Consider the following 23,265-nt stretch of genomic DNA (forward strand, 5'->3'; position numbering starts at 1 on the left):
TTCAACGGCTTCTTCTTCGCATTTTTTTTGCTATCCATTCCCTTACTCATGGTGGCCTCTCTGTACCGGTGGCTGGGTTGGTATGCACCCTTATTAACGGCTGATTGAGAAAATTTTTCAAGCGCTATTAACCAAAATTTTTAAACGCACTGTTTTTTTTAAGATCTCTTTTTGGACAAAATGTAGCGTAACAGTGGTGGGAAAATCGCCAAAAAAACCGGAATCTCTACACAATAGAGCTAATTCATTGACGCAAATGTAACAATCGGTTTTAGTAAACCTCAGGATCAGGCAGATCGGAACAGCAGATGACGGTATTAAAGGGCTTATATCCGCCCATCAGAGCATACGCCAGCGGGTGGCTGAACACCGGCGACGGGCACCAGATCTACTGGGAGCGCAGCGGGAACCCGCAAGGCAAACCGGCGGTGTTTATTCATGGCGGGCCGGGCGGCGGCTGTTCACCCCTCCATCGCCAGCTGTTTGATCCCGCACACTACAACGTCACGCTGTTTGACCAGCGCGGCTGCGGCCGCTCCCGGCCCCATGCCAGCCTGGACAACAACACCACCTGGCACCTGATCGACGACATGGAAAAGCTGCGTGAGATGGCCGGGGCAGAGCAGTGGCTGGTCTTTGGCGGCTCCTGGGGGTCCACGCTGGGGCTGGCGTATGCCCAGACGCACCCTGAACGCGTCAGTGAGCTGGTGCTGCGCGGCATTTTCACCCTGCGCCAACAGGAACTGGATTGGTACTATCAGGATGGTGCCTCGCGCTTCTTCCCGGACAAATGGCAGCGCGTGCTCTCTATTCTGTCAGAGGAGGAACGGCAGGATGTGATTGGTGCCTACCGCCGTCGCCTCACCGGCAATGACCCGGTCGTGCAGCTGGAAGCGGCACGCCTCTGGAGCCTGTGGGAAGGGGAGACCGTCACGCTGATGCCGGCGGTGAATGCCGCCTCCTTTGGTGAGGATGATTTTGCGCTGGCGTTTGCCCGCATTGAAAACCACTATTTCAGCCACGGCGGCTTCCTGGAGCGGGACGATCAGCTGCTGGAGAATGTTACCCGCATCCGCCATATTCCCGGCGTGATTGTGCATGGGCGCTATGATATGGCCTGCCAGGTGCAGAACGCCTGGGATCTGGCGGCCCGCTGGCCGGAAGCAGAGCTGCATATTATCGAAGGGGCGGGGCACTCGTTTGACGAGCCGGGCATTCTGGATCGCCTAATCCGCGCGACTGACCAGTTCGCCGGCAAGGCATAGCGGCCCGCCCCGGCCTGGGGCGGCGCTTACTTCATTTTGGGTTCATAGGGCAGGCGTGAGTAGTTGTGCGATGCGCTGCGGTAGAACGCCACACGTTCGCGGAAGTAATCACGCAGCGCTTCCGGTTGCTCGCGCTCAACCAGTTCAGGCACCACCGGCATATTGTAACGCTCTTTAAAAGCGACGCCGGACGCGGCCAAATCCACATTGATCCGGTTCATCTCATCGGGTGTCAGTTCAGCCAGGTTATATCCCATCATTCTCTCCTGCCGGGCGTTGGTTATGCTGCGGCAAAAATAAAGCAAGCCTGTGAAAATGGCAAGGCGGTGTGTGTCTGCCGGGCAGGTGGGGCAACAGGAAGAAAGGGGCAGGCGGGATAAAATATAAATAAGAATGATTCGTCTTTATTTATTTTAAGGGATGTAAACAATTATCATTAAATAAAGAGGGTTGCCGGGTGGTGTCGTGCCGTAATAAAAAAATAATGACTATTTTCAAGAGGATGATTTACTTTCTCTGCGATTGTTAAAATTGCTGTTTGTAATTTAAAAGGATGTCGGCATAATGCGAAAAATTATTAAATATCGCTTCGCCTGTCGTTTATAAGGATATGTCTATGTTAAAGCCAGAAATGGTCAGCCAGCTTAACGAGCAACTGAACCTGGAGTTCTATTCCGCTAACCTCTACCTGCAAATGAGCGCCTGGTGCAGTGACAAAGGCTTTGAAGGGGCGGCGGCGTTCCTGAAGTCACACTCGCGTGAAGAGATGGAACATATGCAGCGCCTGTTTGACTATGTCAGCGACACCGGTGCGCTGCCGCTGCTCGGCACCATTGCCGCGCCGCCGGTAGAGTTTGCATCCCTGGCGGATGTGTTCACCCTGACCTATGAGCACGAGCAGTTGATTACCCGTAAGATCAACGAACTGGCCCACCTGGCAATGACGTTGCAGGATTATTCTACCTTCCACTTCCTGCAATGGTATGTGGCTGAGCAGCATGAAGAAGAGAAACTGTTCAAATCCGTGCTCGACAAGCTGGGCATGGTGAGCAACACCGGTAACGGCCTGTTTATTATCGATAAAGAATTAAAAAACATGACGGCGGGCAGCGACCCGGCGGCATAAAAACATTGCGCGCACGTATTGGCCTGCACCCTGGTGCAGGCCTTTTTTATTGCCCTTTCTTTTCACCTCCGCGCGATAACCCAATGCATTTTTTGCAACATCTCACCGGCTGAATCGGGTAAAGTAGGCGCAAATTTTGCCCCGCAGCCAGAGAGACGTCTGTTATGCCAAAAACATTCCTTTGTCTTCGTGTGTTATGCGCGTTCCTGTTCACCGCGGCCGTCGCCCCTGCGGCATTGGCCCACGCCCACCTGGCTTCTTCGGCACCTGCCGCCAACGCCCTGGTGCAGGGCGGCCCGCAACAGCTGGTCCTGACTTTCACCGAGGGCGTAGAACCCCGCTTCAGCCGTATCACCCTGAGCGGCCCGGTGCAGATGACGATACCTTCCGCCGCGCTGAGCAGTGACAACGGCGATAACACCCGCTTGCAGGTGCCGCTGGATAAGGCGCTTCCCGCCGGTGAGTATCAGGTCGCGTGGAAGGTTGTCTCTGTCGATGGGCACCGCACCCAGGGAACCTACCGCTTCACGGTAAAATGAGTACGCTTTCCCTGCTGTGGGTGGCATGCCGCTTTGTGCATTTTCTGGCGGTGATGCAACTGTTCGGCATCAGTGTGTTTACCCGGCTTCTGGCCCCGGCCGCATTTGGTGCGGTCCTGCTGCAGCGCCTGCGTTACTGGCAGGGATACGCGGCGCTGGTGGCCCTGTTGACGGCCTGCCTGATGGTGGCCGTGCAGGGCGGGCTGATGGGGGAGGGCTGGCCGGATGTCACGGCATTCCCGATCTGGCTGGCGGTACTGAACACCGCGTTTGGCCAGGTCTGGCGCTGGCATCTGTTGTTTGCCGCCTTGCTGCTGCTGAGTGTGTTGCTGCCGGCTGACCGCTGGCGTGACAGGCTTATTCTGCTGCTGACGTTCGCCCTGCTGGTGGGGCTGGGCAGCGTCGGCCATGCGGCCATGCGCGAAGGGATGGCCGGGCTGGCGCAACGTGCCAACCATACTCTGCATCTGCTCTCTGCGGCTTACTGGTTCGGCAGTTTGCTGCCGTTACTGAGATGCCTGCGTTTCAGCCGGGGCGGGCCGTGGCGTCAGGAGGCGATCCTCGCCTTGCTGCGCTTCTCCACTTTTGGCCATCTGGCTGTGGCGCTGGTGATTGCCACCGGCGCCGTTGATACCTGGCTGATTGTGCAGGGCTGGCCGTTTGAAAGCCGTTCGCCGTACCAGATGCTACTGCTGGTGAAAGCGGCGCTGGTGGCGGTGATGGTGGCGGTGGCGCTCTATAACCGCTACCGCATTGTGCCGCGTTTTACCGCCTCGCCGGTGCAGGCGCAACGCGGCGTGGTACGTGCCACCTCACTGCTGCTCGGGCTTTCGGTACTGGTTTTGCTGCTGGTCAGCCTGTTTGCGACCCTGGAGCCGGTAGCGGTAAACTAAGTTTTTGTTTTGGATAGAGTAAAGGACTCCCCAATGAAAAAAGTAATCCTCTCCCTGGTGCTGGCCGGTGTGTGCAGCAGTGCGTTCGCCGCGGATATCATCACCGTAAGCCGCTTCCAGTTCGGCAAGGCATGGCCGTTCACCCGTGAGGAAGTGATGTTGCAGTGCCGCGCGGGCCATGCGCTTTACGCCATCAATGACAGCACCCTGGTGCAGTACCCGCTGAACGACATCGCTGAAGCAGAAGTGAAAGCCGGCAAAACCCAGGCGAAGCCGATTGCCATTATTCAGCTCGACGACCCACAGCAACCGGGGCAGAAAATGAGCCTGGCCGCGGTACAGCAGAAGGCGCTGACCCTGTGCGAGTAAGCCAGACGGCACAATGAAAAGTCAGGGAAATGGCAGAGCGCCAGTGTTAAGGGCTTGTTTTGGGACTGTTATCACAAAAGTGAATTCCTTCCCGGTTGTCACTATCACTGCCCGGTGAGGGTGCTGGAAAAATCACCTGCGTCGTCTACGCTTTAAAGGGCAAGGCATAACAGCCTGCATTAATGCCAACTTTTAGCGCACGGCTCTCTCCCAAGAGCCATTTCCCTAGACCGAATATAGGAATCGTATTCGGTCTTTTTTTATGCTTTTGGTTTTAAAGGTGTTTTTTGAGGCTATCTGAAAAGTGCCCGAAATTCCATATCCGGTTTTTATAGCAAAGTAAGCTCTGAACTGTGCACATCCAGATACTTTAGAGCATCTTTTGCGACTCATGTCCCGCCTGGTGTTGCGCATATTCTTGCCCAGCTAAACAGCAGTAAATCCTCATAGCGCTGGGTAGTTAAAGTCCTTATCCCTGAAGTAGATCCGTGCTATAGCGCCATTATGATCCCTAGGGCTTTGCAATTACTGGAGAGTGCAATTGAAATGGTAAAAGATAAGCCAGTTCCAGAAAAATTCGTTAAGAACCTTAACTCATTGAAAGAATGCGATTTATTTAAATTTCACTGGTAAGAATAAACACAAAAAGGCTCGTTTTAGGGGGGCTTTTGCGTCTCTGCGCAACAGGCAAGCTGCCTGACGTGGTATCGCTTAGCAATATACTCGTGTTATGAAACAGGTGAGCTTTCGTTGTAGCCAATTTTATAAACAAAAATGTTCATCTTTCTGTTGGCGGAATAAACAAAAATGTTTATAGTTATCTTCACTTAAACCGACAGGGAAAGTGAAGCAAAGTGGGTTCAGACATTGGCTTGCTGGTCGGGGGGCGGAATTTAAAGAGGGAACAAACCCTCTAAAAATCTTCCTTAACGGCAGGCAAACAATCATGCCGGGGCCTCCGGCAAAAGAGATACCGGAGCCGCTGAGAAAAATGATTCTCAAGCAACTCGGAATGAAATAAAAACCACCCCCCCTTGGGGTTGGTATTCGCGGAGTTTCAATTAATCATTTATGCGATATCCAGTAACGTTCGACTGTGATGAAACAGGGTGTGCGGTGCTGTTCCCCGACATCCCGGAAGCAATAACCGGTGGTGATACCAGAGAAGGAGCGCTATCAATGGCGCAAGACGCTCTGGTAACGGCGTTTGATTTCTACTTTGAAGACCGTCGTGAGATTCCAGCTCCATCAGCAGAGGGTGAAGCATTTGTGGAGGTGCCGGCCAGCGTTGCTGCGAAGGTGCTTCTGTTGAATACATTGGTTCAACAGGGTGTGTCTAATGCGGAGTTAGCCAGGCTGATTGATACGCGCCCGCAGGAAGTTCAGCGCATCGTATCGCTGAGTCATAGCACTAAAATCGACACAATACAGAAAGCGCTCCTGGCGCTGGGTAAGCGGCTGGAAATAACCGCTTCCTGATTCCATTCCCTGCTTCAAAGGCCAGCCTATTCGGTGGTCAGGAGCACTATCCCCGCGCAATCTCTTTTCTGGCTAAGTCAGAGAGAAACGCTGACCTGTTTTTATAATGTCCGTTCTGCTCAATATAACGGTCTATTGCCGTTAACAGATTGCCAGGCATGGTCAGATTGAACTTAACAGCCTTCGTCTCGTATTTGGTCGGATCAATCTCTACCAATGCGAGAAAGCCGCTATCCTGGGTAAGACGTTCGTCACCAAGATAATCAGCCGGATCGCGGGGTGCGGGTACGTGGCCGCCTTGCGCAATTAACACTTCCATGTGTGCAGCAAACGCTTTTTCCGCACGATGAATGGCTTCCTCTAAAGAGTTTCCTGCAAAGAAACATCCTTCAACATCAGGAAAGTAGCCATCGTATGCGCCGCTGTCAGTTTTAAAGATAAAAAGCGGATAAATCATAAACACCTCATCAGTTGCGAATGACGGCCTTTGCAGAGAGGGGCGGCTTTCGGCGCACCCTGTTATAACAATTTGAAATCTGAAATCACTTGAGTCTGTCGGGCAATCCCCTTTGAAGCATCTTTCCGGGGATGGGGTATGGTAATTATCTTCCTTCCCCCTGGTTTACTCAGCGTTACATGACTCACGCTGCTTAATCTATCTATCAGCTATTAATTGTTTAATTAACTCTGCACTGCTCATAATATGCCATCTCGTTATCACGCCAGGGGGTATAATACCCACAAAGTAAAATAGAAGCTATTCAACAGTGGGTTCTATACCTACCTATTATGTCGGTTTAGCAGGGTTCCTTTTCTGCGCAACAGGTAAAGGGATTGGCGGAAGCAATCCGCTGGCGGCCACGTTGATAAGTAATGCTCTTCCTGCTGCTTATAAAAAAGCCTCCCGAAGGAGGCTTCCCGTTATAGCTTTAGTTCATTGGCCAGCATCTGAAGCGCCTTGGTTACAACGGCCGATTGAGGCTCACCAGTATGGGCTGCAAGGCGCTCCAGTAACGCGATGGTTTCGACGTTAAGCTTCATGCTCTTTACCTTCAGGCCGCGCCGTTCGTCGCTGCGTTTTTGGATGTCAGTTATTGTCCGGGCCATGATAAAATCCTAAGTTATGGAGTGTGGGTTGGAGGGCGTTTCTCTCCTCCGCCTGACTGTCTTAGTACGCTGGCGAGCTAATCACTAAGAGAACAATCAGGATGATGATTAACGTCATCATAACCCTTCCTCATGTTGGCCTCTGCTTCGGTAGGGGCCTTCCTATTTCAGCGTCTGGCTGAGGGGACAGTTATAGGTACACCTATATTGTAGGTCAACCTGTATTTTGCATTCATACATATAAAAATAAGGCTGCCTATGGGCAGCCTTAGCGATTGGCGTGGCCTGAGTGACGCAGCCCGTGCTGACCTGGTTAGCGTGATATCAGATTTCATCGGGCGCGGTGTTAACCCGCGGGTATCATTAGCAAACGCCTTAATGTGTCTATGGACAGAGCCAAAAACATAGCTCAAACAGAGCAGGTCGGCGCGCTGCGTTAAGCCAATGGCTTGAGACTGAGTGGGCCAGAGAAAGGCTGGGGCTGAATGCCAGCCTGCTCTGGCTCTCTGCATTGAAACCTGCGATACGCAGATGGCATGCCGCCAGGCATGGCAACATGTACTCTACTGAAGAGGTTGACGTTTTTTATGCAGTTAACGGCAACCGCTATTGCTGCTATTACACAGAAAGAAAATGATGTGGCCGAACCTGAAACAGGCAAATGAGCTTGCTGAGCAACGCCCTGTGCCGGATGACATAATCGAAAAGATACAAGCGATAGCCGATAAGACATCCGAACCAGTGGAAAAGGTGCTGGTAGAAAACGTTAAGCTTATGTACGTCATGTACCATAAAAATCACGGTAGCTTTGAAGGCTATTAGGCAAACACGCTCTAATCCAGGTCTGGCTCGAGACACACATCACCACGTTCCGGGGGTTCAACTGCCGAAGGGGACAGGCACTTTTCAGGTATAAAACCCTGAAGGTGGTGTGTGAGTTGACTGGATAACTTCCCCCTCACCAGTTCCTGAACGGGATCTGGCTGGCGTGCAGGGCAACGTGCAACCCCATTTTCTGCATCAGGGTCTGGGTGGCGGCGATGGCGAGTTCGCTGTTGGGCGTATGGCCGACAATCACTTCGCGTACGCAGCCGTTTTGCCGGTTGTCGAACGGCAATTTGTGGTAAGGCGTCAGGGTCGAGTGGCCGGGGCGGAAAGCGAGTTCTGCCGGGCTGAGGGAGCGGCGGGAGATGGCGCGCCATTCGGCTTCCTCGCTGAAACTGCTGTCTTTCAGCACGGCCGCCACGCAGGAGAGATGCTCCTGGAACAGGCGCGAGGCGGCGGACGGCTTCTCAATCTCCGCGTGATCCGGCTCCGGCTGGCCTTCAAACATCATCAGAATGGTGTCGATGACGTTGTTAATAAAATCTTCATGCTCTTGCGGCTGGTAACGGCATTTCATCAGCACGTAGTCATGCCGGCTGAACCCCGCTTTCAGCCTGTCATAGTCAAACCCAATCGAATATCCCCCCAGGCCGGACGCATACCCGCGCCATTGGCTCAGCAGATCGCCGTTCTCCGACAGGGAACAGACACAGACATTGACGTCATTCATCCGCGGCAGCGCTTCCCGGAAACGAATCAGGCGGATCACCACGTCCCGGTTAATCTCCGTGCGCAACCGCTCTTTCAGGATCTCGTCTGCGATGGACAGCGCCAGGAAAAATTCTTTGTTGTCATTGAGGTACTGGATTTTAGTCGCCCACAGGGTGCCGCTCTCCATAATGCCGAGAAAGCCCGCCTGATTGGTGTAGTGGTAAAGCAGCATATCCATCTCCCCCTGGTTAGGTGTTGACAGCATAGGAGGTCAGCGGCGGTTTTCAATCCTTTTTAGGGTGATAACGGTTGATTTTGCAGGAGTTATCACATAATAGTTATGTGTTTTATTTGAATAATTATTCGGAGGGATCATGATTTGCCGGACCTGGCACGGGTGTGTGCCGCTACACCATGCGGAAGGGTTTGCCCGCCATCTGCAATTGACGGGCGTCAGCCATGCCCAGGGCATTGCAGGCTGTTGTGGGGCATTTGTCCGCCGGGAAGCCCAGGGCGACTACATGCACTTTTTCCTGGCGACGTATTGGCGCGATATGGCCGCCATCCGCGCCTTTGCCGGCGAGGCGTATCAGGTCGCCGTCACTTACCCGGACGATGAGCAGTTCGCGCTGATCTCTGATCCCTACGTTTTTCACCATCAGGTGCCGGCAGTGCAGCCGTTATAGGACGGCCTGGCAGAACGCCGCCCAATAAAAAGCCCGGCGGGTTAGGCCGGGCTCAGGGGGGCGGATCTGCCGGGATGAAACATCGGGCCGCCGCATGCATCAGTTACGCACTTTCATCGATGCAAGCACTAATGCGATATTGCACAATACGAAGATAAACAGAGCCATATCCTTCACCTCTCTCAGACTACTCTGAGATAAGTGTAATGGTTCCGTGGCGCAACAGTTAAGCAATCCGTGGTGTTTATTAAGATAAATCTTAGGTCGATCCCGGTTAACCGCCCACCTGAATTGCTATACCGCCGCCGGTTGCCGGCCGCGGCCAGCCTTATGCCAAGGGTTCGATCCGCGGTTCTGCTTTGTTCTGCCGCAGCACATATTTCCCCAGCTTAATGCCCGGTTTTTCCACCCCTTTATAGAGCAGCATGGCCAGCAGGTAGGTCACCGGCAGGCAGAGAGCGGCCACCTCCAGGAAACGCAGCACTGCGGTCTGTTGCGCCAGCGCGGTGTGGCTCAGCAACAGGCCACAGACCGGGATCACAATCAACAGGTGCAGCATGTAAACCGAATAGGAGACATCACCCAGGAAGGTGCTGAAACGCAGCGTCAGGAGGCGTTTCGGCAGCGACATCACGGTGGCCATCATACTGCCGGCACGGAATTTCCACAGGATTGCCGCCATCAGCAGGATCATCAGCGCTTCCATACCAATACGCACTTTATGCCAGCCGATGGTCAGGAAGATGCTGATGACCGGTGCCAGCAGTGCCAGCAGCAGGTAACGCACCTGCATACGCCGCACCGCCTCGGCGATGAGCATCCCGGCCACAAACATATGCAGCTTGAGGAAGATCAGCGACGGCATCTTAAATGCATCCACATAAGCCGGCAGGGCAAATTTCAGGGCGATACCGGCCAGCATCAGCACCACGCAGGTGGCCGGGTAACCGAAACGCATGATCGCCAGCATGATGAACGGGAACAGCGCGTAGTACTGCATCTCCAGCCCGATGCTCCAGTCCGGCAGCACGGTGTTGAACGCGTAGTGCGGCAGGAACCCGAACAGGAACAGCACGTGGGTCGCGAGGTTACCGAATGACTGGTCCGCATAGCGTGACACCTCGGTAGCCGTGGATGGGTAGAACGACGATATCACGTCGCGCATCTCCCCGAAGTACGGCCCAAAGCCAATGGCGACCACCAGCAGCACATAGTAGAGCGGGGCGATGCGGAAGTAGCGGCGTAGCCAGAATTTTTTAAAGGTGGCGGGATCGGTCCAGGGTTCCACCTCACGACGCTCCTGATAGTTTTTCGCCATCAGGAACCCGGAAAGCAGGATAAACAGATCAACCCCCATACTGGGGTCAGAGAGCAGAGGGAAAGAGTAGTTAATCAAAATGCAGATGTGGCCCAGTAAAACCCACAGAGAGGCCAGCCCCCGCAGACCTTCCAGTTCCGGGGACCAATTCTTTGGTGCTTTCATACTGCGTTCCTTTACATTGGCGGACAAAATTAGGCAAACGCACGAGTGTAAACAGACCAAGATTACAAATACTTAAGAATTTTCATAAAAAGGTGAGGAATCAGAAAAGCCTCAGAGGCGCACCAGCCAAAAAAAAAGGCCCCCGAAGGGGCCAGACATAGAGGGATATTATGGTTATTTTTCAGCACGTCGGAGGGCGTAACTTTGGGTGAGCGACCGGCCAATCTGTTGCCAGTGTTTCTCAATACGTCGGTTGGTGATACCTGCAATAACGATAACCAATGCCAGGATCGCCAGCAGCGCGAGATTGTTCATTACCGGGCCGCCGAAATCGAGATAGCGTTTGTCACCCACCATCGGCGCAATGTGCCAGCCGGTGACTTTTTGCAGCACGATCATCAGCGAGATCAGGCAGAACAAAATCGCCGCATGGGTCATGTAGATGGAATAGGAGAGCACACCCATCCGCAGGAAAAACGGCCGTTTCATCAACTGCGACACCGCGCCCTGCTCAAGGGAGAAGGTAAAGACGCACACGCAGAACAGTAGGATACAGGTCAGGGTTTTTTCCGGCACCGGCAGGGCGACCACGGTAATCGCTGCCACCAGAACGATGATCTCCACCAGGGAAGCCAGGGTATAGCTCAGGTCAATGCTATCGGCGACCCGGCGATACAGTGCATAGGTCAGCGACCCGCCAAAGAAGCAGCTCAGCCCGCGCAGCACCTCTTCAGTCAGCCAGGCGTGGTGGTGCAGCAACAAATACAGCGAGGAGAAGGAGAGCGCCGCCCAGGCCAGGTATTTGCCCACCCCGCGCAGCATCGTCAGCGCAAAGAAGATCATATACATGTAATACTCAACGCTGATGCTCCAGGCCGGGAAGTTATAGCTGAGCGGGTTGGTCAGCGGCGTCCAGGACTGCACCAGCACCAGGTTAGGCAGGATCTCATGCGGGGCAGTCACACCGGTAAACGGTATGCTGTTAAACACAAACCCTTTTTTGTAGGCAAGCCATTTCCCCACTTCCAGCAGGATGAACACGCCCAGCATAAAAATATGCAGCGGGAAAATCCTGAAGGTGCGGGATATAAAAAAGTCCTTGAAGCGAAGGCCGCTTTTAAATCCATACCCGTGAGCCAGCACAAACCCGCTCAGCACAAAGAAAAAATCCACCAACAGGTGGCTGGCGCGGAAGAAAGAGAGTTGCGTCGGGGTGCCCGCCATATTCACGTGATAGATAACCACTGACATGGCACACAGGCCACGAAAGCTGTCCAGCGCATCGAAGCGCTTATTTACTGCCATGATAAATTCCTCGCCAGAGTTAACATGTAAAAGTGTAAAGATTTCTCTTTGCGGTGCAACTGCCGCATTGTTTAATTAAGAGAATAAAAATAAACACGATATTAAATAAGAATCATCTTAAATGATAATTCAAGTAAATAACCATTAAAATCAATAGATTGATTAATATTCTTGGGCGAATAATTGGCAGATATACTCATTTTGTCTGAAAAAGCAGAGTATATTTTTAGGATAATTACTTAGGCTATTTTTTGCCTGGCGCTAATTGAATGACGCGCGTTTTTTAGCAGGGGAGTACCGTTAAATAAGATGAAATACTTATGTGACTCAGGCTAACGAGATAAATATATATCATTTATAGTAATGATGTCGGATAAATCTATTTTAATAAATAATCAGATAGCGCCTTATTGCCTTCATACGTTGAGCATAAGCCCGGCAATGAATGTTTTATATTTCTTATCAATAGTGGTTAACCGGGATACCTTAAACCCGCGTCTCTCTTCAATGCGTGAGGAACAGCCTGGTCAGGGACGTCAGGATTATTGATATAAGGCCTGCCGGGCCACACCAGGAAAGGGGCGGCCGCGACGCGGGCCGCCGATACACGCCGCTAATCAATCATGAAAACAAGCAGTAAGCAGCGTTAACCTCAGGCGGTGGCCCGCCAGCAGATCAGTGATCCGGCGGTCACCATCACCACCCCTTGCCAGAACCCGGCCCCAGGCACCAGCCCCAGCCAGGCACAGGAAACCAGCGCCGACAGCACCGGCGTAAAGTAGGAGGCGGTGGCCAGCAGCGTCAGGTTGCCGTGCTGGATGCCGGTATTCCAGCAGCTGTACGCGGTGGCTGTTGCTGCCCCTAACAGCAGCAGTTGCCAGGTGCCGCTGAAGGTCATCTGCCAGTCAGGCTGCGGGGTCACGGCATACTTCAGCCACAGCACCAGCGCAGTGCCGAGGAAAAACAGCGTCACGCCGTTTTTGCCGCCGCCGTCACGGCGCGCCACGGTGCAATACGTCGCCCATAACAGGGCCGCCAGCAGTGCCAGCCCATACGCCACCGGGTTATCCATGATATTCGCCAGCATCTGTTGCGGTGAGCCTTGGCCGTCACCTTTCATCACCCAGACGACCCCGGCGAAAGAGAGCAGTGCGCCGGGCCACAGCCAGATCCGGGCGCGCTGGCCGTTGAACAGCACGGCAAACACCAGCGTCAGGCAGGGCCAGAGGTAGTTGATCATGCCGATTTCCAGTGACTGGCTGCGACTATGGGCCATGCCGATGGCCAGCGCCAGCAGTGCCTCATAGGCAATAAACAGGGCGCCGCCAAGCCAGAGGTAGCGGCGCGGCAGTTCGCCGGGGCGCGGCCAGCCTTTCACTGCCACCAGCAGCAGCGCACTGACGCTGTAAATCAGCGCCGCGCCGGAGGTGGTGCCGAGTTGCTCAGTGACGCTGCGGATAAGCCCCACCGTCATACTCCAGAGCAGGATCGCGGTCAGGCCAATCAGGGTCGCGCGCGGCGGCGTCAGTACAGCGGGGGAGGGCAGGGTTTTCATCAGCGGCATCCTTGTCATGGGCAGGCCACTGTAGCCTGCGCTTTTCCAGTGGGCAAGAAGTGACCATGACAGCCGCCGGTTTACCGGTTATAACAGCCACTTCTTTTATCAAATGGAGTGACAAGGATGAAAACGGAAAAAGAGAAAATGCTGGCCGGTGAGTTATATCAGGCTTATGACCCGGAGCTGACGCAGGATCGCAAATGGGCGAAAAAGACCTGCCAGCGGATTAACCAGCACGACACGGACGATTTGGCCGGGCGCGAGGCGCTGCTGGCTGAGTTGATGCACTTTGAAGGGAAATTCTGGGTCGAGCCGCCGCTGTATGTGGATTATGGTTACAACATCCATATAGGCGATAACTTTTACGCCAACCACGGGCTGACCATCCTCGATGGCGCGCGCGTGGTCATCGGGAAAAATGTCTTTATCGCGCCCAATGTGGTGATCGCCACGGCCGGGCACCCGCTGGATAAAACCCAGCGCGCCGCCGGCGAGGAGTTCGTCAAACCGATTACCATTGGGGATGATGTCTGGCTGGGTGCCCACGTCACGCTCTGCCCCGGCGTCACCCTCGGCAATAACGTGGTGGTCGGGGCAGGCAGTGTGGTGGTGCATGACCTGCCGGACAACAGTGTCTGTGTCGGGACACCTGCCCGGCCGGTGAAGTCTCTGGCGTAAACGCCGCGCGTTATTTCAGCCCGGCGCGGCGGGTGGCGACCGTCGCCAGCCCTGACCAGTCGAGATGGCCGTCGCCCTGGGCGACGGCATCAAGGAAGTTATCTTTCAGTACCCCGGCAAACGGCAGCGGCGTATGGCTCTGGTTGCCCGCCTCCAGCGCCAGGTTGACATCTTTCAACCCCAGCGTCAGTTTGAAACCGGCGGGCGAGTACCGCTCTTCTGCAATCATCCCGCCGTAATTCTGGTAGGCCGGGCAGTTAAACAGGGTGCCGGAGAGCATACCCAGAAACGCCGGGGCCTCCACGCCATGGTTACGCACCAGGGCGGCCCCTTCGGCCATGCTTTCAATCGCGCTGGCCAGGGCAAAGTTGGCGGCAATTTTCACCACGTTGGCCTGTTCCGGCTGGTTGCCGAAATGCCAGGTTTTCTGGCCCATGACCTCAAACAGCGGCTGTACCCGCGCCAGGGCCGCTTCCTCGCCCGCCGCCAGGATGTTCAGCTTGCCGGCTGCCGCAACGTCAATCCGCCCCAGAACCGGGGCCGCCACATAGCTGATACCGCGCGTCTGGTGCAGCGCCGCCAGCTCACGCGCCAGGGCCACGGAGATGGTCGCCATATTGACATGCACTGCGCCCGGTACCAACTGGCCCAGCAGGCCGCTCTCCACCACCACCGACCACGTGGCCGCGTCATCCGCCAGCATGGTGATCAGCACATCCACGTGCGCCAGCCCGGTCGGGTCGTCAGCCCCGGTCGCCCCTTGCGCAACCAATGCCTCTGTTGCCTGCGGGCTGCGGTTCCACACTACCAGCCCATGCCCCGCCTTCAGAATGTTTTCTGCCATGGCGCTGCCCATCGCGCCCAGCCCTGCGAATCCGACTTTCATACTTTTCTCCTTGCCCATTCATTTGCTGAGGTAACGGTTCGGGTGCCCGGTTTCCTTAAAGATAGCAGGTGGAACAACAGCATCCGGGCTGCCTGAACGCAGGAAATCGAAAAAAAGATGCAGGAATGTAAAAGTGTAGAGCGGGTTGCGGCAGACAGTGGGTAAATAATCCGAAAGGCGTAGAGAGCAGGGAAACCATAACCATCTGATGGGGTAGCCGGTTTTTAAAAATTCCGCGCCTATGTTATAAACGCTGCGGTTATCACAGGCTTAAAAAGCACGTTCGTGCAGCACGACGGTACGGCTTCGGTAGCCTGTTACATTTTGTTGCTTATTTGTCCGTGACACAGGGGCGGAACCGGCAAAAACGGTCACCCCAGACGGACACCAGAACCGCAACGGCGTATGCGTGCAGACTCCGCCGACCGTTGCTGCGCAATGATGTGCCGGACGTAAGGCCGGTGCGGAATACGCTACACTTTTACCTACTTTTGCCATAAAGGGAATCGGATGCATCACGCCGAACATTTTACCCGCGCAGGGGCACTCAGCGCGTTGGCACTGGCGATTAACGCCATTTTTCTGTTTCCGGCCAGCGCCGATCAAAGCTGGCTGCAAGGCTGCAAGGCCGTGCAGGGTGAAAACGCCTGCCAGCAGCCTTTCCAGCAGGGGTTGTCACCGGTACAGCTCGGCAGCGGCAAAGAAAAGCAGGGCAGCTGGGGGTTCATGGACACCACCGGCCATATGGTGATTGCGCCGGCCTTCAGCGACGCCCAGGGCTTTGTGAACGGGCTGGCGGCGGTCGCGCAGGACGGCAAGTATGGCTACATTGACCAGCGCGGCAATGGGGTGATCCCGGCACGTTTCAGCCGGGCGACGCCGTTTAATACCGAAGGCACGGCGCTGGTGGAAGTGAATGACCGCCTGGCGTTAATCGACAAACAGGGCGCGGTGATTCATACGCTGCCGTTTGCGGCCAGCCTCGGCACCCCCGGTTTCGTGGACGGCCAGCCACTGGCCAGCGTGCAGATGCAGATTGCCCCGGCATTATGGCAGGCCAACACCGGCCGGGCGCTGGCGCTGCCGGATGACGTGATGGCGCTGGAGGCCCCACAATCCGGGCTGACGCCGGCCCAGAAACGCGATTCCCGTACCAGCGGTTACTGGGGTTACCTGGATGAAACCGGCAACTGGGCCATCGACCCGATGAGCATCAAGAGCCGCACGCTGCCGCTGCTCAACGGCGCGACGCTTGCGGTGCAGGGTAAAAATGGCTGGGTGTTTATTGACCGCCAGGGCGTTGCCCGCAGCAAACAAACGTATAAAGCGGTCACCGCCTTGCCGGACGGCAACTGGCTGGTGACCACCCCGGAGGGCGCGCGCCAGCTGCTGAACCCGGCACTGGAGAAACAGCAGGATCTGCCGGCCGGGCTGGAAGAGACATTGCGCCCCTGGCACCAGTGGTGGGTCGGCACCAGCAATGAGGGGGTGGTGCTGATTGGGCCGCACAACAGCGTGCAGGTGATCAAGGCGGAGAAAGCCCGCCTCGACATCCAGCCGCAGGCGCTGTGGATAACCCAGGGCAAAGAGAACCCGCGCATCGTGCAGATCGTCGATACCCGCGGTGTCAGCCTGCTTTCTGAGGCCACCCTCAAGGCCCTGGAAAACTATCAGGTGAAACTGCTCGGCGGCCAGCCGTCCATGGACGATACCCAGGTGGAACAGCGCCTGCCGCTGGCCGTGCTGACGCCCACTGACAAGAAACAGCCGCCGGCGCTGCTGACTGCGCACGGCGATATCTTCTCCGATCCGCAATGGGCAGGCGTGGAGAACGACACCGCCGCCCCCCTGCGCATCCGTACCCAGAACCAGCGCATGGGCGCCGTGGATGCCAACGGTCAGTGGGTTGTCCCGCCGCAGTTTGAGCAGATCCAGCCCTTCACCGGCCCTTACAGCTGGGCCACCGTTACCGACGGCAAAACCAGCAGCCAGCGCATCATCGATCGCCGCGGCACGGTGATGGATGTCCCGACCCGTACTCTGCAGATGGCGAAAGGGCTGTCCGGCGGCCTGTTGCAGACGGTCGCAGGCGAGGGCGCCCAGCAGCGCTGGGGCCTGTGGGACATCGCGGCCAAACGTGAGGTGATCGCCCCGGTCTATGACCAGATCGAGGCGTTCAACGAGGGCTATGCCCTGGCCCGCAGCGGCACGGCCTGGGGTGTGATTAATGCCACCGGCAACTGGGCGGTTACCCCTGACGCGCAGCAGAGCGAAAAACCGCTGGCGATGGGCAACGGCCTCTACCTGCAAACCTTCGGCACTGACAGTGCGCGCCGTTACCGCCTGGTAAGTACGGATACCGGCCGCCCGCTGGCAGAAGATCTGCTGGAAAAACCGCGCGCCGTGGGCCGTGAACACTGGCTGGTGAAACCGGCCGGGGGCGGGGTGGCGCTTCTGGATGGCGAAGGCCGCGCGGTGATGGAAAAAGCCGTCCCGGTGGAGAACGCCACCATTGACGGTGACCGCGTGCTGCTTAATTTCGGCCAGCGCTATGGGGCGATCAATGCCCAGGGCGAATGGCAGGTGCCGCCAATCTATACCGCGCCGCTGGCCTTCACCGGCCCGCGCCAGTGGGCAGTGGCGCAGCGCGACCAGCACACCACGCTGATTGACAGCCACGGCGGCCAGCCGATCCCGGATGCCCCTACCGCAGTGCCGCTGGTCGGCATGGTGCGCGTGGCAGACACCGACCCGGCTGCCCAGCAAAGCGTGCTGCGTGATTTCAGCGGCCGTGAGATTCAGCGCTTCGCCGGGGTGGACAGCCTGGTCACGTCCGCGGCGGGCGGCGGGCTGGTGCCGCTGCGCGGGGCGGATAACCGCTACGGCTTCGTCAATGCCGAGGGCAAAACCGTGGTCGCGCCCTATTTTGACCAGCTGGGGCCGATGAAAGATGGCCGCGCCAGGGCTGTGAAGCGTGCCACCTTTGGCTCGCTGAACGGCTACATTGATAAAACCGGCCGCTTTGTGGTGAAGCCGGCCTACAGCGACGCGGGTGATTTCAGCGATCACCGCGCCTGGGTGGTGCACAAGGGTGTGACCAAACTGATTGATACCAACGGCAAAGTGCAGGCACAGCTGATCGTGCGCTGCAACCAGCGTATCGTCACCGATGCCAAAGGCCATCCGGTGTGGCCGGCCAAGGCAGTAACCTGTGCGGGCAGCCCGCAGGGAGCCGGAAAATGAAACCCACCTTCGGCCGGGCCTGGCGGCAAGGCGGTGTACTGACCCTGCTGGCCTTGTGCCAGCAGGCGTACGCCGCGGCGGAAACGCCATGCAGCCGCCCGGTGCAGGAGCGTTCTGAGGCGGAGGCCAGGGCGCGCGCCGCCCTGCCGCAGGCCATCACGTTGTGCATCCGTGATGTGCATCAGGGGCGGGCCGCAGTCTTGCTGCCCGCCGCCGATCTGCCGGTGGATGATGCCGCGCTGGCACCCGGCCTGAGCGGCCACCGCTGGGGCTTTCTGGACAACACCGGGCAACTGGTGATCCGCCCGGTGTTTGACCAGGTCGGCGACTATCATCACGATCTGGCCGCCGCCAGCCAGCAGGGCAAATGGGGTTATATTGACCTCAGCGGCAAATGGGCGATTGCGCCGCAGTTCGACAGCGCAGCAGATTTCACCCAGCCCGGCGTGGCCGTAGTGAGCCGGGACGGCCGCCCGCAGCTGATTAACCGCAGCGGTGCGCCGGTCGGCCAACCCTTTGACGATCTGGTGGAGAGCGTCACCCTGCAGGACGGCGATCCTGTCCGGATCCGTCTCACCTATCGCACGGTGTTCCTGTCGCCGGACGGCCGGCGACATTATGCCCGCGAGCAGATGGAGATTGTGCAGCCCTTCGGCCACGACGGGCTGTTCATTGCGCGTAACCGTGAGAACCGTTACGGCATCGCCGCGCCTGACCTGACCTGGCGCATTGCGCCGCAGTTCAGCGCGATTACCGTGCCGCCGCAGGGGCACGGGCTGGCGCGGGCAGAAAGCGCGGACGGCATGACCTTTATCCGCGCGGATGGGACGCTGGTGGGGAAAACCTACCGTGCGGCCGAACCGCTGACCCGTGACATCTGGCAGGCAACGCAGGCCGACGGCCAGGTTGATTTGCTCGACAGCCGCGGCACGGTGATGCGCACCCTGCCGGCAGAGGCGGTCTCCGCCCTGAGCCTGCACCACCATGCGGTGCTGGAGCGCGGCAAAGGGCCGGTGAGCCTCTATCTGGATGGCCACCCGGCACCGGTTTCCCTGCCGCCGGGCAGCACGCTTGATGAGCGGGATACCCTGCCTTATCTGGTGACGCTGGCCGGGCCGGAGGGGAAAATCAGCGGGGTGATCGCGCCGGACGGCACCTTTGCCAACGCCGCCTGGCTGGCGCAGGCCGCCTCTGCCGAGGTGATCAATGGCCGCCTCTGGCTGCGTGATGCGCGCGGCAAAGTACTGAACGTTGTCGACCCGCAGGGCAAGGCGCTGCTGAGCCCCCGCACGCTGAACGCGCTGGACGGCCACCCGTTGCAGCCGTTTTACGGCCGTGACCGCACCCAGCGTACGGTACAGCCGGAGCTGCCGCTGGCGCGGCTTGATCCGGCGGCTGACGGTGAGGGCAACGCCGGGTTGCTGCGTGCTGATGGCTCCCTGCTGCAACAGGCGTCATGGCGCGCGGTGAGCCTGGCGGACGGTGCCGGTGCCGGGGTGGATCAGGGCGCGCCGTTGCAATTTATTGTCACCACCCAGGACGGCATGGGGCTGGTGGACAGCCAGGGGCAACAGCGGTTGCCGTTTGGTGAAGAGAATATTTCCACCTTCGTGCAGGGCTACGCGTTTGTTTACCGCGACGGCACGCTGAGCGCGCTCGATCATCAGGGCACGCGTTACGCGCTGCCGGATGTCGTGCAGATCGACTCTCTCGGCGGCGGCTGGTTCCGTTTCCGTGATGCCGCCGCGCAGGATGCCCCGTGGGGGATTTTTGACGCGCTGGCGCAGCGGGTCGTGGCCGCACCGGCTTACCGTCAGGTGGGGCAGTACGCCAACGGGCAGGCGGAGGTGCAGCAGCCGGATGGCCGCTGGGGCGTAATCAATGCGCAGAACAGTTGGGTGATTGCCCCGGACTATGCGGCCCTGACGCGGGTTAACCCGGCGCTGTGGTTTGCCACTTTGCCCGCCGCCGCAGGCAGCGAGGCCACCACCACCCACACCCTGATCGGCGCTGACGGCCAGCCGCGGGTGCCGCCCACCGCCGGGCTGACACAAGAGCAGTTCAGTGACGGCCGGATTCTGGCCAGTGCGCCCGACGGGCAGTCCTGGTTATTGTCGGCGGACGGGAAGCCTGAGCTGAATGAGCAGGGCACCACCATCCGGGCGCTGGGCGACTGGGTGAAGCTTTCCCGCCTGCCGCAGGAGGGTTACCTGACTGCGCAGGGCGGCCGGCAGATTGCCGCCGACGGGCGCGGCGCGGGCAGTGCCTTTGTCAACGGCCGCGCACTCAGGGCGCAGGGCCAGCAGACGCAGGTCGTGGATGCGCAGGGCACCGTGCTCGGCACGTTGCCGGCCGGGCAGTGGTACTGGCCTGCCGCCAGCGAGATGAGTTTCAGTGTGTCCGGGGATGGCGACCAGGCCATGACCCGCTATGCTGACACTAACGGCCGCCTTGCACTGACGGTTGCCGGGCAGGGCAGCCGGATGACCGGCGGGCGCGCCGTGCTGGCAGTCAGGCCCGGTGACATGGGCTGGATCGATACCAAAGGGCAGCCGACAGGCACGCTGCATTATCAGGATCTCGGCCTGCCGACAGACGGGCCGGCCTTCGCCAAAACCAACGGCCGTTACGGGTTTGTGGATGCGCAGGGCAATTTTGTGATCCCGCCGGTGTTTGACGCCGTCTCACCGTTTGAGGGCGGGGCGGCGATCGTGTCCGATGACACGACGTCGATGATGATTGACCGCACCGGCAGGCCGCTGGCGCGGGTAGACAATGTGTGCGGGGTCCGGGTGTTGTATGGCCGCGGCAGTGAGCGCCAGTGGCCATTGACGCTGCCGGTGCGCTGCGGCGATAACCCGCCGGCTGAGGCGCCGGCTCCGGTCACGCCGGAACCGGCGAAACCCTAATTTTATAACAGGCGCGGCCAGGTGCCGCGCCGGTAAAAGTGAGCGAAACAATGAAGACATTGCCGGAAAAGTATCAGGATCTTGAGCGTTGGGCTTTCGCGGATAATGAAGCGCAAGCAGACCTGCTGGCGCAGCGGGTGGTCGACGGCACAAAAACCGCCACCTGTGCTGCGCTGGACGACGAGGGTGTGCCGCAGGTCGGCGATCAGTTTTTGATCGTGGACGGGCGCAATCAGCCGGTATGTGCTGTTGAGCTGACGGCGACCGATCTGGTGCCGTTTGATCAGGTGCCGGAATCCCATGCCAAAGCGGAAAACGAAGGGGACGGCACGCTGGCCAACTGGCGTCAGCAGCAGCAGGCCTTTTTCGAAGAGTATGAGATGTTTTCCCCGCAGATGACGCTGGTATTAATGAATTTCCGCGTTATCGAGACATTCTGAGGCTGACGGTTTGCCCGGTTCCGTCCCGTATTTCAGCCAGTGGGAATCCCCCACCGAGGCCGCCGCCCTGCTTGACGGGCGGCAGTCTCTGGCAGGCATTACGCACTGGGCGGCCTCCGGGGCCAGGACGCAGGCGGAATTTATTGAGTGGGCGAACCACCTCTGTGGGATGTGTTGCCTGAAGATGGCGCTGGCCGCCAGCGGTTATCCGCCGCCGCCGCTGTTGCACCTGGCGCGCGCGAGCCTGCCCTACGGCACGTACGTGCGTGAAGGCAACAGCCTTCGCGGCCTGATTTATGCGCCCTTTGTCGCTTACGTAAAGGAAGCCTGGGCAATGGATGCGGCAGTCACCACCGGGATCACCGCCGGTGAGATAGCACCGCTGCTTACCCGGTATTCATGGTTTATCGCCTCTGTTCACCCCTCGATCCGCCAGCCGGCGTGCTGCCCGCCCCATACCGGCGGCCACCTGGTGCTGGTGTCAGCGGCTGACGATCGCCACATTACTTTCCATAATCCTTCCGGCGACCGCCCGGAAACGCAGTCTTACGTCACGCTCCCGCTGGCCACCTTCGCCCGCTTCTTCGCCGGCCGCGGCATCGCACTCTCCGCTCCCGAGTCAGACAAGTAACAGGTCTCTAGCCCCGCATTTTCATCGTGCTAATCATTGTCGATTAGAGCCGTAGGGCTGAGCAAGCACACAGAACGCGCAGAAACCCTCACCTATTCTTTCCTTACAGACTTAAAAATTTGCAGAAAGGGTGGGGGCGTAAAAATCATTGCCGAATAGAGTCGCAGGGCCGGGCGAGCGGGCAGGACAAATTGGCCGGGAGCCAATTTGAACAACGCGAAGCGTTGGCCCCAAAGGGGTGAGCCCCAGGGATGGGGCGAATAATCCCGCGAGAGGTACAGTCACGCTGGGAGGCGTGTCTGTACCGGCCCGGAAAGCCCGGAGGCGGAATAAGGGCCACCCGCGGTAGCGGGCAATGATTCAGCCGGGGCACCGAAAGTGCGCGGGTGCAGGGCGGGCGCACCGGCACGCCCTGCTCGGTTGAGGCAATGTGGGCCGGGTAGATAACCGCACATGAGCAACCGAAACGTTCTCCCCGCCGATAAACACCTGAAACATTCCCCCCGCTGAATTTCATTACAACATATTTAATATTCCATACGTAAAGCCCGGCAAACCGGGCAATTAACCGCACATGAGCAACCGAAACCTTCCACCCTTAGTTTCATTACAACATACTAGAAATTTAAACACCTTATCCTCAGCAAATCAGCCTACTTCATTACAACATACTAAATACCCACACCTTTAACACCCGGCCTTCCGGCCCCTGAGCCAACACCGTAAAACAACAGGCCACGCTCGCCCACCGGGCAGGACGAGCGCCCCGGCGCGTCCCGCGCTAACTCCCGAACCTCATCACCCACACATCCTCCGCCTTATCGTAATGCTGTTTATACAGTATCGACTGCTGCCCATTGAGCGTTGCCGGGATGCTGGTGTTTTCGTCCCAACCATCAAGCTGCATACACAATTCCGGGTCAGATTTGCAGGGAATACGCAGTGTAGGCCCACCGCGCTCATCCGACGCTGAATGCTCCGCGTCATCGATCTCATAACTTCCGATTTTTACCGTGGTTTTGCCCATGATGCGATCCTCTCTGGCTGGCGGGTGAGGTATGACCAGTCTGGTCCCTCTGTTGAGCGTAGCCGAGCGGGACAAAATTGCCAGCATCGGCCTGCGCAGGAAGCG

The 23,265-nt window shown here is 57.7% G+C and carries 24 protein-coding genes and 1 pseudogene; 14 read left to right on the forward strand and 11 right to left on the reverse strand.

Annotated features, from left to right (window positions below; translation table 11 throughout):
- Window positions 1-308: 308 nt before the first annotated feature.
- Window positions 309-1,265, forward strand: coding sequence for a prolyl aminopeptidase (gene pip / locus JK232_RS13830; protein WP_072933310.1), 957 nt, complete (start codon window positions 309-311; stop codon window positions 1,263-1,265).
- A gap of 26 nt (window positions 1,266-1,291) precedes the next feature.
- Here pip and JK232_RS13835 read toward each other — a convergent pair whose 3' ends face one another.
- Window positions 1,292-1,522, reverse strand: coding sequence for a DNA polymerase III subunit theta (locus tag JK232_RS13835; protein ID WP_072933312.1), 231 nt, complete (start codon window positions 1,520-1,522; stop codon window positions 1,292-1,294).
- A 359-nt stretch (window positions 1,523-1,881) separates the two neighbouring features.
- Here JK232_RS13835 and ftnA point away from each other — a divergent pair, with 359 nt between their 5' ends.
- The 6 genes from ftnA (at window position 1,882) to JK232_RS13860 (ending at window position 5,671) form a co-directional block, all read left to right on the forward strand.
- Complete coding sequence (ftnA, locus tag JK232_RS13840) at window positions 1,882-2,391, forward strand: non-heme ferritin (protein ID WP_072933314.1); 510 nt, start codon at window positions 1,882-1,884, stop codon at window positions 2,389-2,391.
- A 164-nt stretch (window positions 2,392-2,555) separates the two neighbouring features.
- Window positions 2,556-2,930: a copper homeostasis periplasmic binding protein CopC gene (copC, locus tag JK232_RS13845; protein ID WP_072933316.1), complete on the forward strand. Its 375-nt coding sequence runs from the start codon at window positions 2,556-2,558 to the stop codon at window positions 2,928-2,930.
- Window positions 2,927-3,823 (forward strand): copper homeostasis membrane protein CopD, encoded by an 897-nt coding sequence (gene copD, locus JK232_RS13850; protein WP_072933318.1) that lies wholly within the window; start codon window positions 2,927-2,929, stop codon window positions 3,821-3,823. Before copC ends, copD begins: the two co-directional genes overlap by 4 nt.
- 33 nt (window positions 3,824-3,856) lie before the next feature.
- Window positions 3,857-4,192, forward strand: a complete 336-nt coding sequence (locus JK232_RS13855) for a YebY family protein (RefSeq protein ID WP_072933320.1) — start codon at window positions 3,857-3,859, stop codon at window positions 4,190-4,192.
- 844 nt (window positions 4,193-5,036) lie between these two features.
- Window positions 5,037-5,213, forward strand: a complete 177-nt coding sequence (locus JK232_RS22845) for an mRNA interferase (protein ID WP_101828506.1) — start codon at window positions 5,037-5,039, stop codon at window positions 5,211-5,213.
- 50 nt (window positions 5,214-5,263) lie between these two features.
- Complete coding sequence (locus tag JK232_RS13860; RefSeq protein ID WP_101828507.1) at window positions 5,264-5,671, forward strand: type II toxin-antitoxin system HicB family antitoxin; 408 nt, start codon at window positions 5,264-5,266, stop codon at window positions 5,669-5,671.
- 46 nt (window positions 5,672-5,717) lie between these two features.
- Here JK232_RS13860 and JK232_RS13865 read toward each other — a convergent pair whose 3' ends face one another.
- The 4 genes from JK232_RS13865 to JK232_RS23080 form a co-directional block, all read right to left on the reverse strand.
- A complete protein-coding gene (locus tag JK232_RS13865) occupies window positions 5,718-6,128 on the reverse strand; it encodes a type II toxin-antitoxin system HicB family antitoxin (protein ID WP_212589322.1) in 411 nt (136 codons plus the stop codon).
- Between the two features lie 62 nt (window positions 6,129-6,190).
- Complete coding sequence (locus JK232_RS22850; protein WP_420847732.1) at window positions 6,191-6,316, reverse strand: type II toxin-antitoxin system HicA family toxin; 126 nt, start codon at window positions 6,314-6,316, stop codon at window positions 6,191-6,193.
- A 276-nt stretch (window positions 6,317-6,592) separates the two neighbouring features.
- Window positions 6,593-6,778, reverse strand: a complete 186-nt coding sequence (locus JK232_RS13870; RefSeq protein WP_101828509.1) for a hypothetical protein — start codon at window positions 6,776-6,778, stop codon at window positions 6,593-6,595.
- Between the two features lie 61 nt (window positions 6,779-6,839).
- On the reverse strand, window positions 6,840-6,899 hold the full coding sequence (locus JK232_RS23080) for a type I toxin-antitoxin system Ibs family toxin (protein ID WP_146000768.1): 60 nt from the start codon (window positions 6,897-6,899) through the stop codon (window positions 6,840-6,842).
- A gap of 143 nt (window positions 6,900-7,042) precedes the next feature.
- On the opposite strand from JK232_RS23080, the pseudogene JK232_RS22855 reads away from it, so the two are divergent.
- A pseudogene (locus JK232_RS22855) lies at window positions 7,043-7,406 on the forward strand (structural protein); the annotation flags it as partial.
- 330 nt (window positions 7,407-7,736) lie between these two features.
- On the opposite strand, the gene JK232_RS13880 reads toward JK232_RS22855, so the two are convergent.
- Window positions 7,737-8,579 (reverse strand): DUF2971 domain-containing protein, encoded by an 843-nt coding sequence (locus JK232_RS13880; protein WP_101828511.1) that lies wholly within the window; start codon window positions 8,577-8,579, stop codon window positions 7,737-7,739.
- A gap of 109 nt (window positions 8,580-8,688) precedes the next feature.
- Between JK232_RS13880 and JK232_RS13885 the strand changes: the two genes are divergently transcribed.
- Window positions 8,689-9,000: a hypothetical protein gene (locus JK232_RS13885; RefSeq protein ID WP_101828512.1), complete on the forward strand. Its 312-nt coding sequence runs from the start codon at window positions 8,689-8,691 to the stop codon at window positions 8,998-9,000.
- Window positions 9,001-9,328: 328 nt separating this feature from the next.
- Here the strand turns inward: JK232_RS13885 and JK232_RS13890 are convergent, their stop codons facing one another.
- The 3 genes from JK232_RS13890 to yddG form a co-directional block, all read right to left on the reverse strand.
- Window positions 9,329-10,483: an acyltransferase family protein gene (locus JK232_RS13890; protein WP_212589323.1), complete on the reverse strand. Its 1,155-nt coding sequence runs from the start codon at window positions 10,481-10,483 to the stop codon at window positions 9,329-9,331.
- A gap of 174 nt (window positions 10,484-10,657) precedes the next feature.
- Entirely contained in the window at window positions 10,658-11,788 is a 1,131-nt protein-coding gene (locus tag JK232_RS13895; protein ID WP_101854308.1) for an acyltransferase family protein, read from the reverse strand.
- Between the two features lie 652 nt (window positions 11,789-12,440).
- A complete protein-coding gene (yddG, locus tag JK232_RS13900; RefSeq protein ID WP_101833891.1) occupies window positions 12,441-13,343 on the reverse strand; it encodes an aromatic amino acid DMT transporter YddG in 903 nt (300 codons plus the stop codon).
- Window positions 13,344-13,469: 126 nt separating this feature from the next.
- Here yddG and JK232_RS13905 point away from each other — a divergent pair, with 126 nt between their 5' ends.
- Window positions 13,470-14,024 (forward strand): sugar O-acetyltransferase, encoded by a 555-nt coding sequence (locus JK232_RS13905; protein ID WP_072933330.1) that lies wholly within the window; start codon window positions 13,470-13,472, stop codon window positions 14,022-14,024.
- A 10-nt stretch (window positions 14,025-14,034) separates the two neighbouring features.
- Here the strand turns inward: JK232_RS13905 and JK232_RS13910 are convergent, their stop codons facing one another.
- Window positions 14,035-14,910 (reverse strand): NAD(P)-dependent oxidoreductase, encoded by an 876-nt coding sequence (locus tag JK232_RS13910; RefSeq protein ID WP_072933332.1) that lies wholly within the window; start codon window positions 14,908-14,910, stop codon window positions 14,035-14,037.
- A gap of 510 nt (window positions 14,911-15,420) precedes the next feature.
- On the opposite strand from JK232_RS13910, the gene JK232_RS13915 reads away from it, so the two are divergent.
- Genes JK232_RS13915 through JK232_RS13930 form a run of 4 tightly spaced genes read left to right on the forward strand, consistent with a single transcriptional unit; the run spans window position 15,421 to window position 22,133 of the window.
- Entirely contained in the window at window positions 15,421-18,153 is a 2,733-nt protein-coding gene (locus tag JK232_RS13915) for a WG repeat-containing protein (RefSeq protein WP_101828516.1), read from the forward strand.
- The gene (locus JK232_RS13920; protein ID WP_212589324.1) at window positions 18,150-21,062 is read left to right on the forward strand and encodes a WG repeat-containing protein; all 2,913 of its coding nucleotides are present in this window, start codon (window positions 18,150-18,152) and stop codon (window positions 21,060-21,062) included. The genes JK232_RS13915 and JK232_RS13920 overlap by 4 nt, the downstream gene beginning before the upstream one ends.
- A 50-nt stretch (window positions 21,063-21,112) precedes the next feature.
- On the forward strand, window positions 21,113-21,502 hold the full coding sequence (locus JK232_RS13925) for an ASCH domain-containing protein (protein WP_072933338.1): 390 nt from the start codon (window positions 21,113-21,115) through the stop codon (window positions 21,500-21,502).
- Between the two features lie 10 nt (window positions 21,503-21,512).
- Window positions 21,513-22,133: a hypothetical protein gene (locus JK232_RS13930; RefSeq protein ID WP_072933340.1), complete on the forward strand. Its 621-nt coding sequence runs from the start codon at window positions 21,513-21,515 to the stop codon at window positions 22,131-22,133.
- 781 nt (window positions 22,134-22,914) lie between these two features.
- Here the strand turns inward: JK232_RS13930 and JK232_RS13935 are convergent.
- Complete coding sequence (locus JK232_RS13935) at window positions 22,915-23,160, reverse strand: DUF1480 family protein (protein WP_072933342.1); 246 nt, start codon at window positions 23,158-23,160, stop codon at window positions 22,915-22,917.
- Window positions 23,161-23,265 lie beyond the last annotated feature (105 nt).

The organism is Nissabacter archeti, from assembly GCF_018257325.1.
In the GTDB taxonomy this organism is placed as follows: domain Bacteria; phylum Pseudomonadota; class Gammaproteobacteria; order Enterobacterales; family Enterobacteriaceae; genus Chimaeribacter; species Chimaeribacter arupi.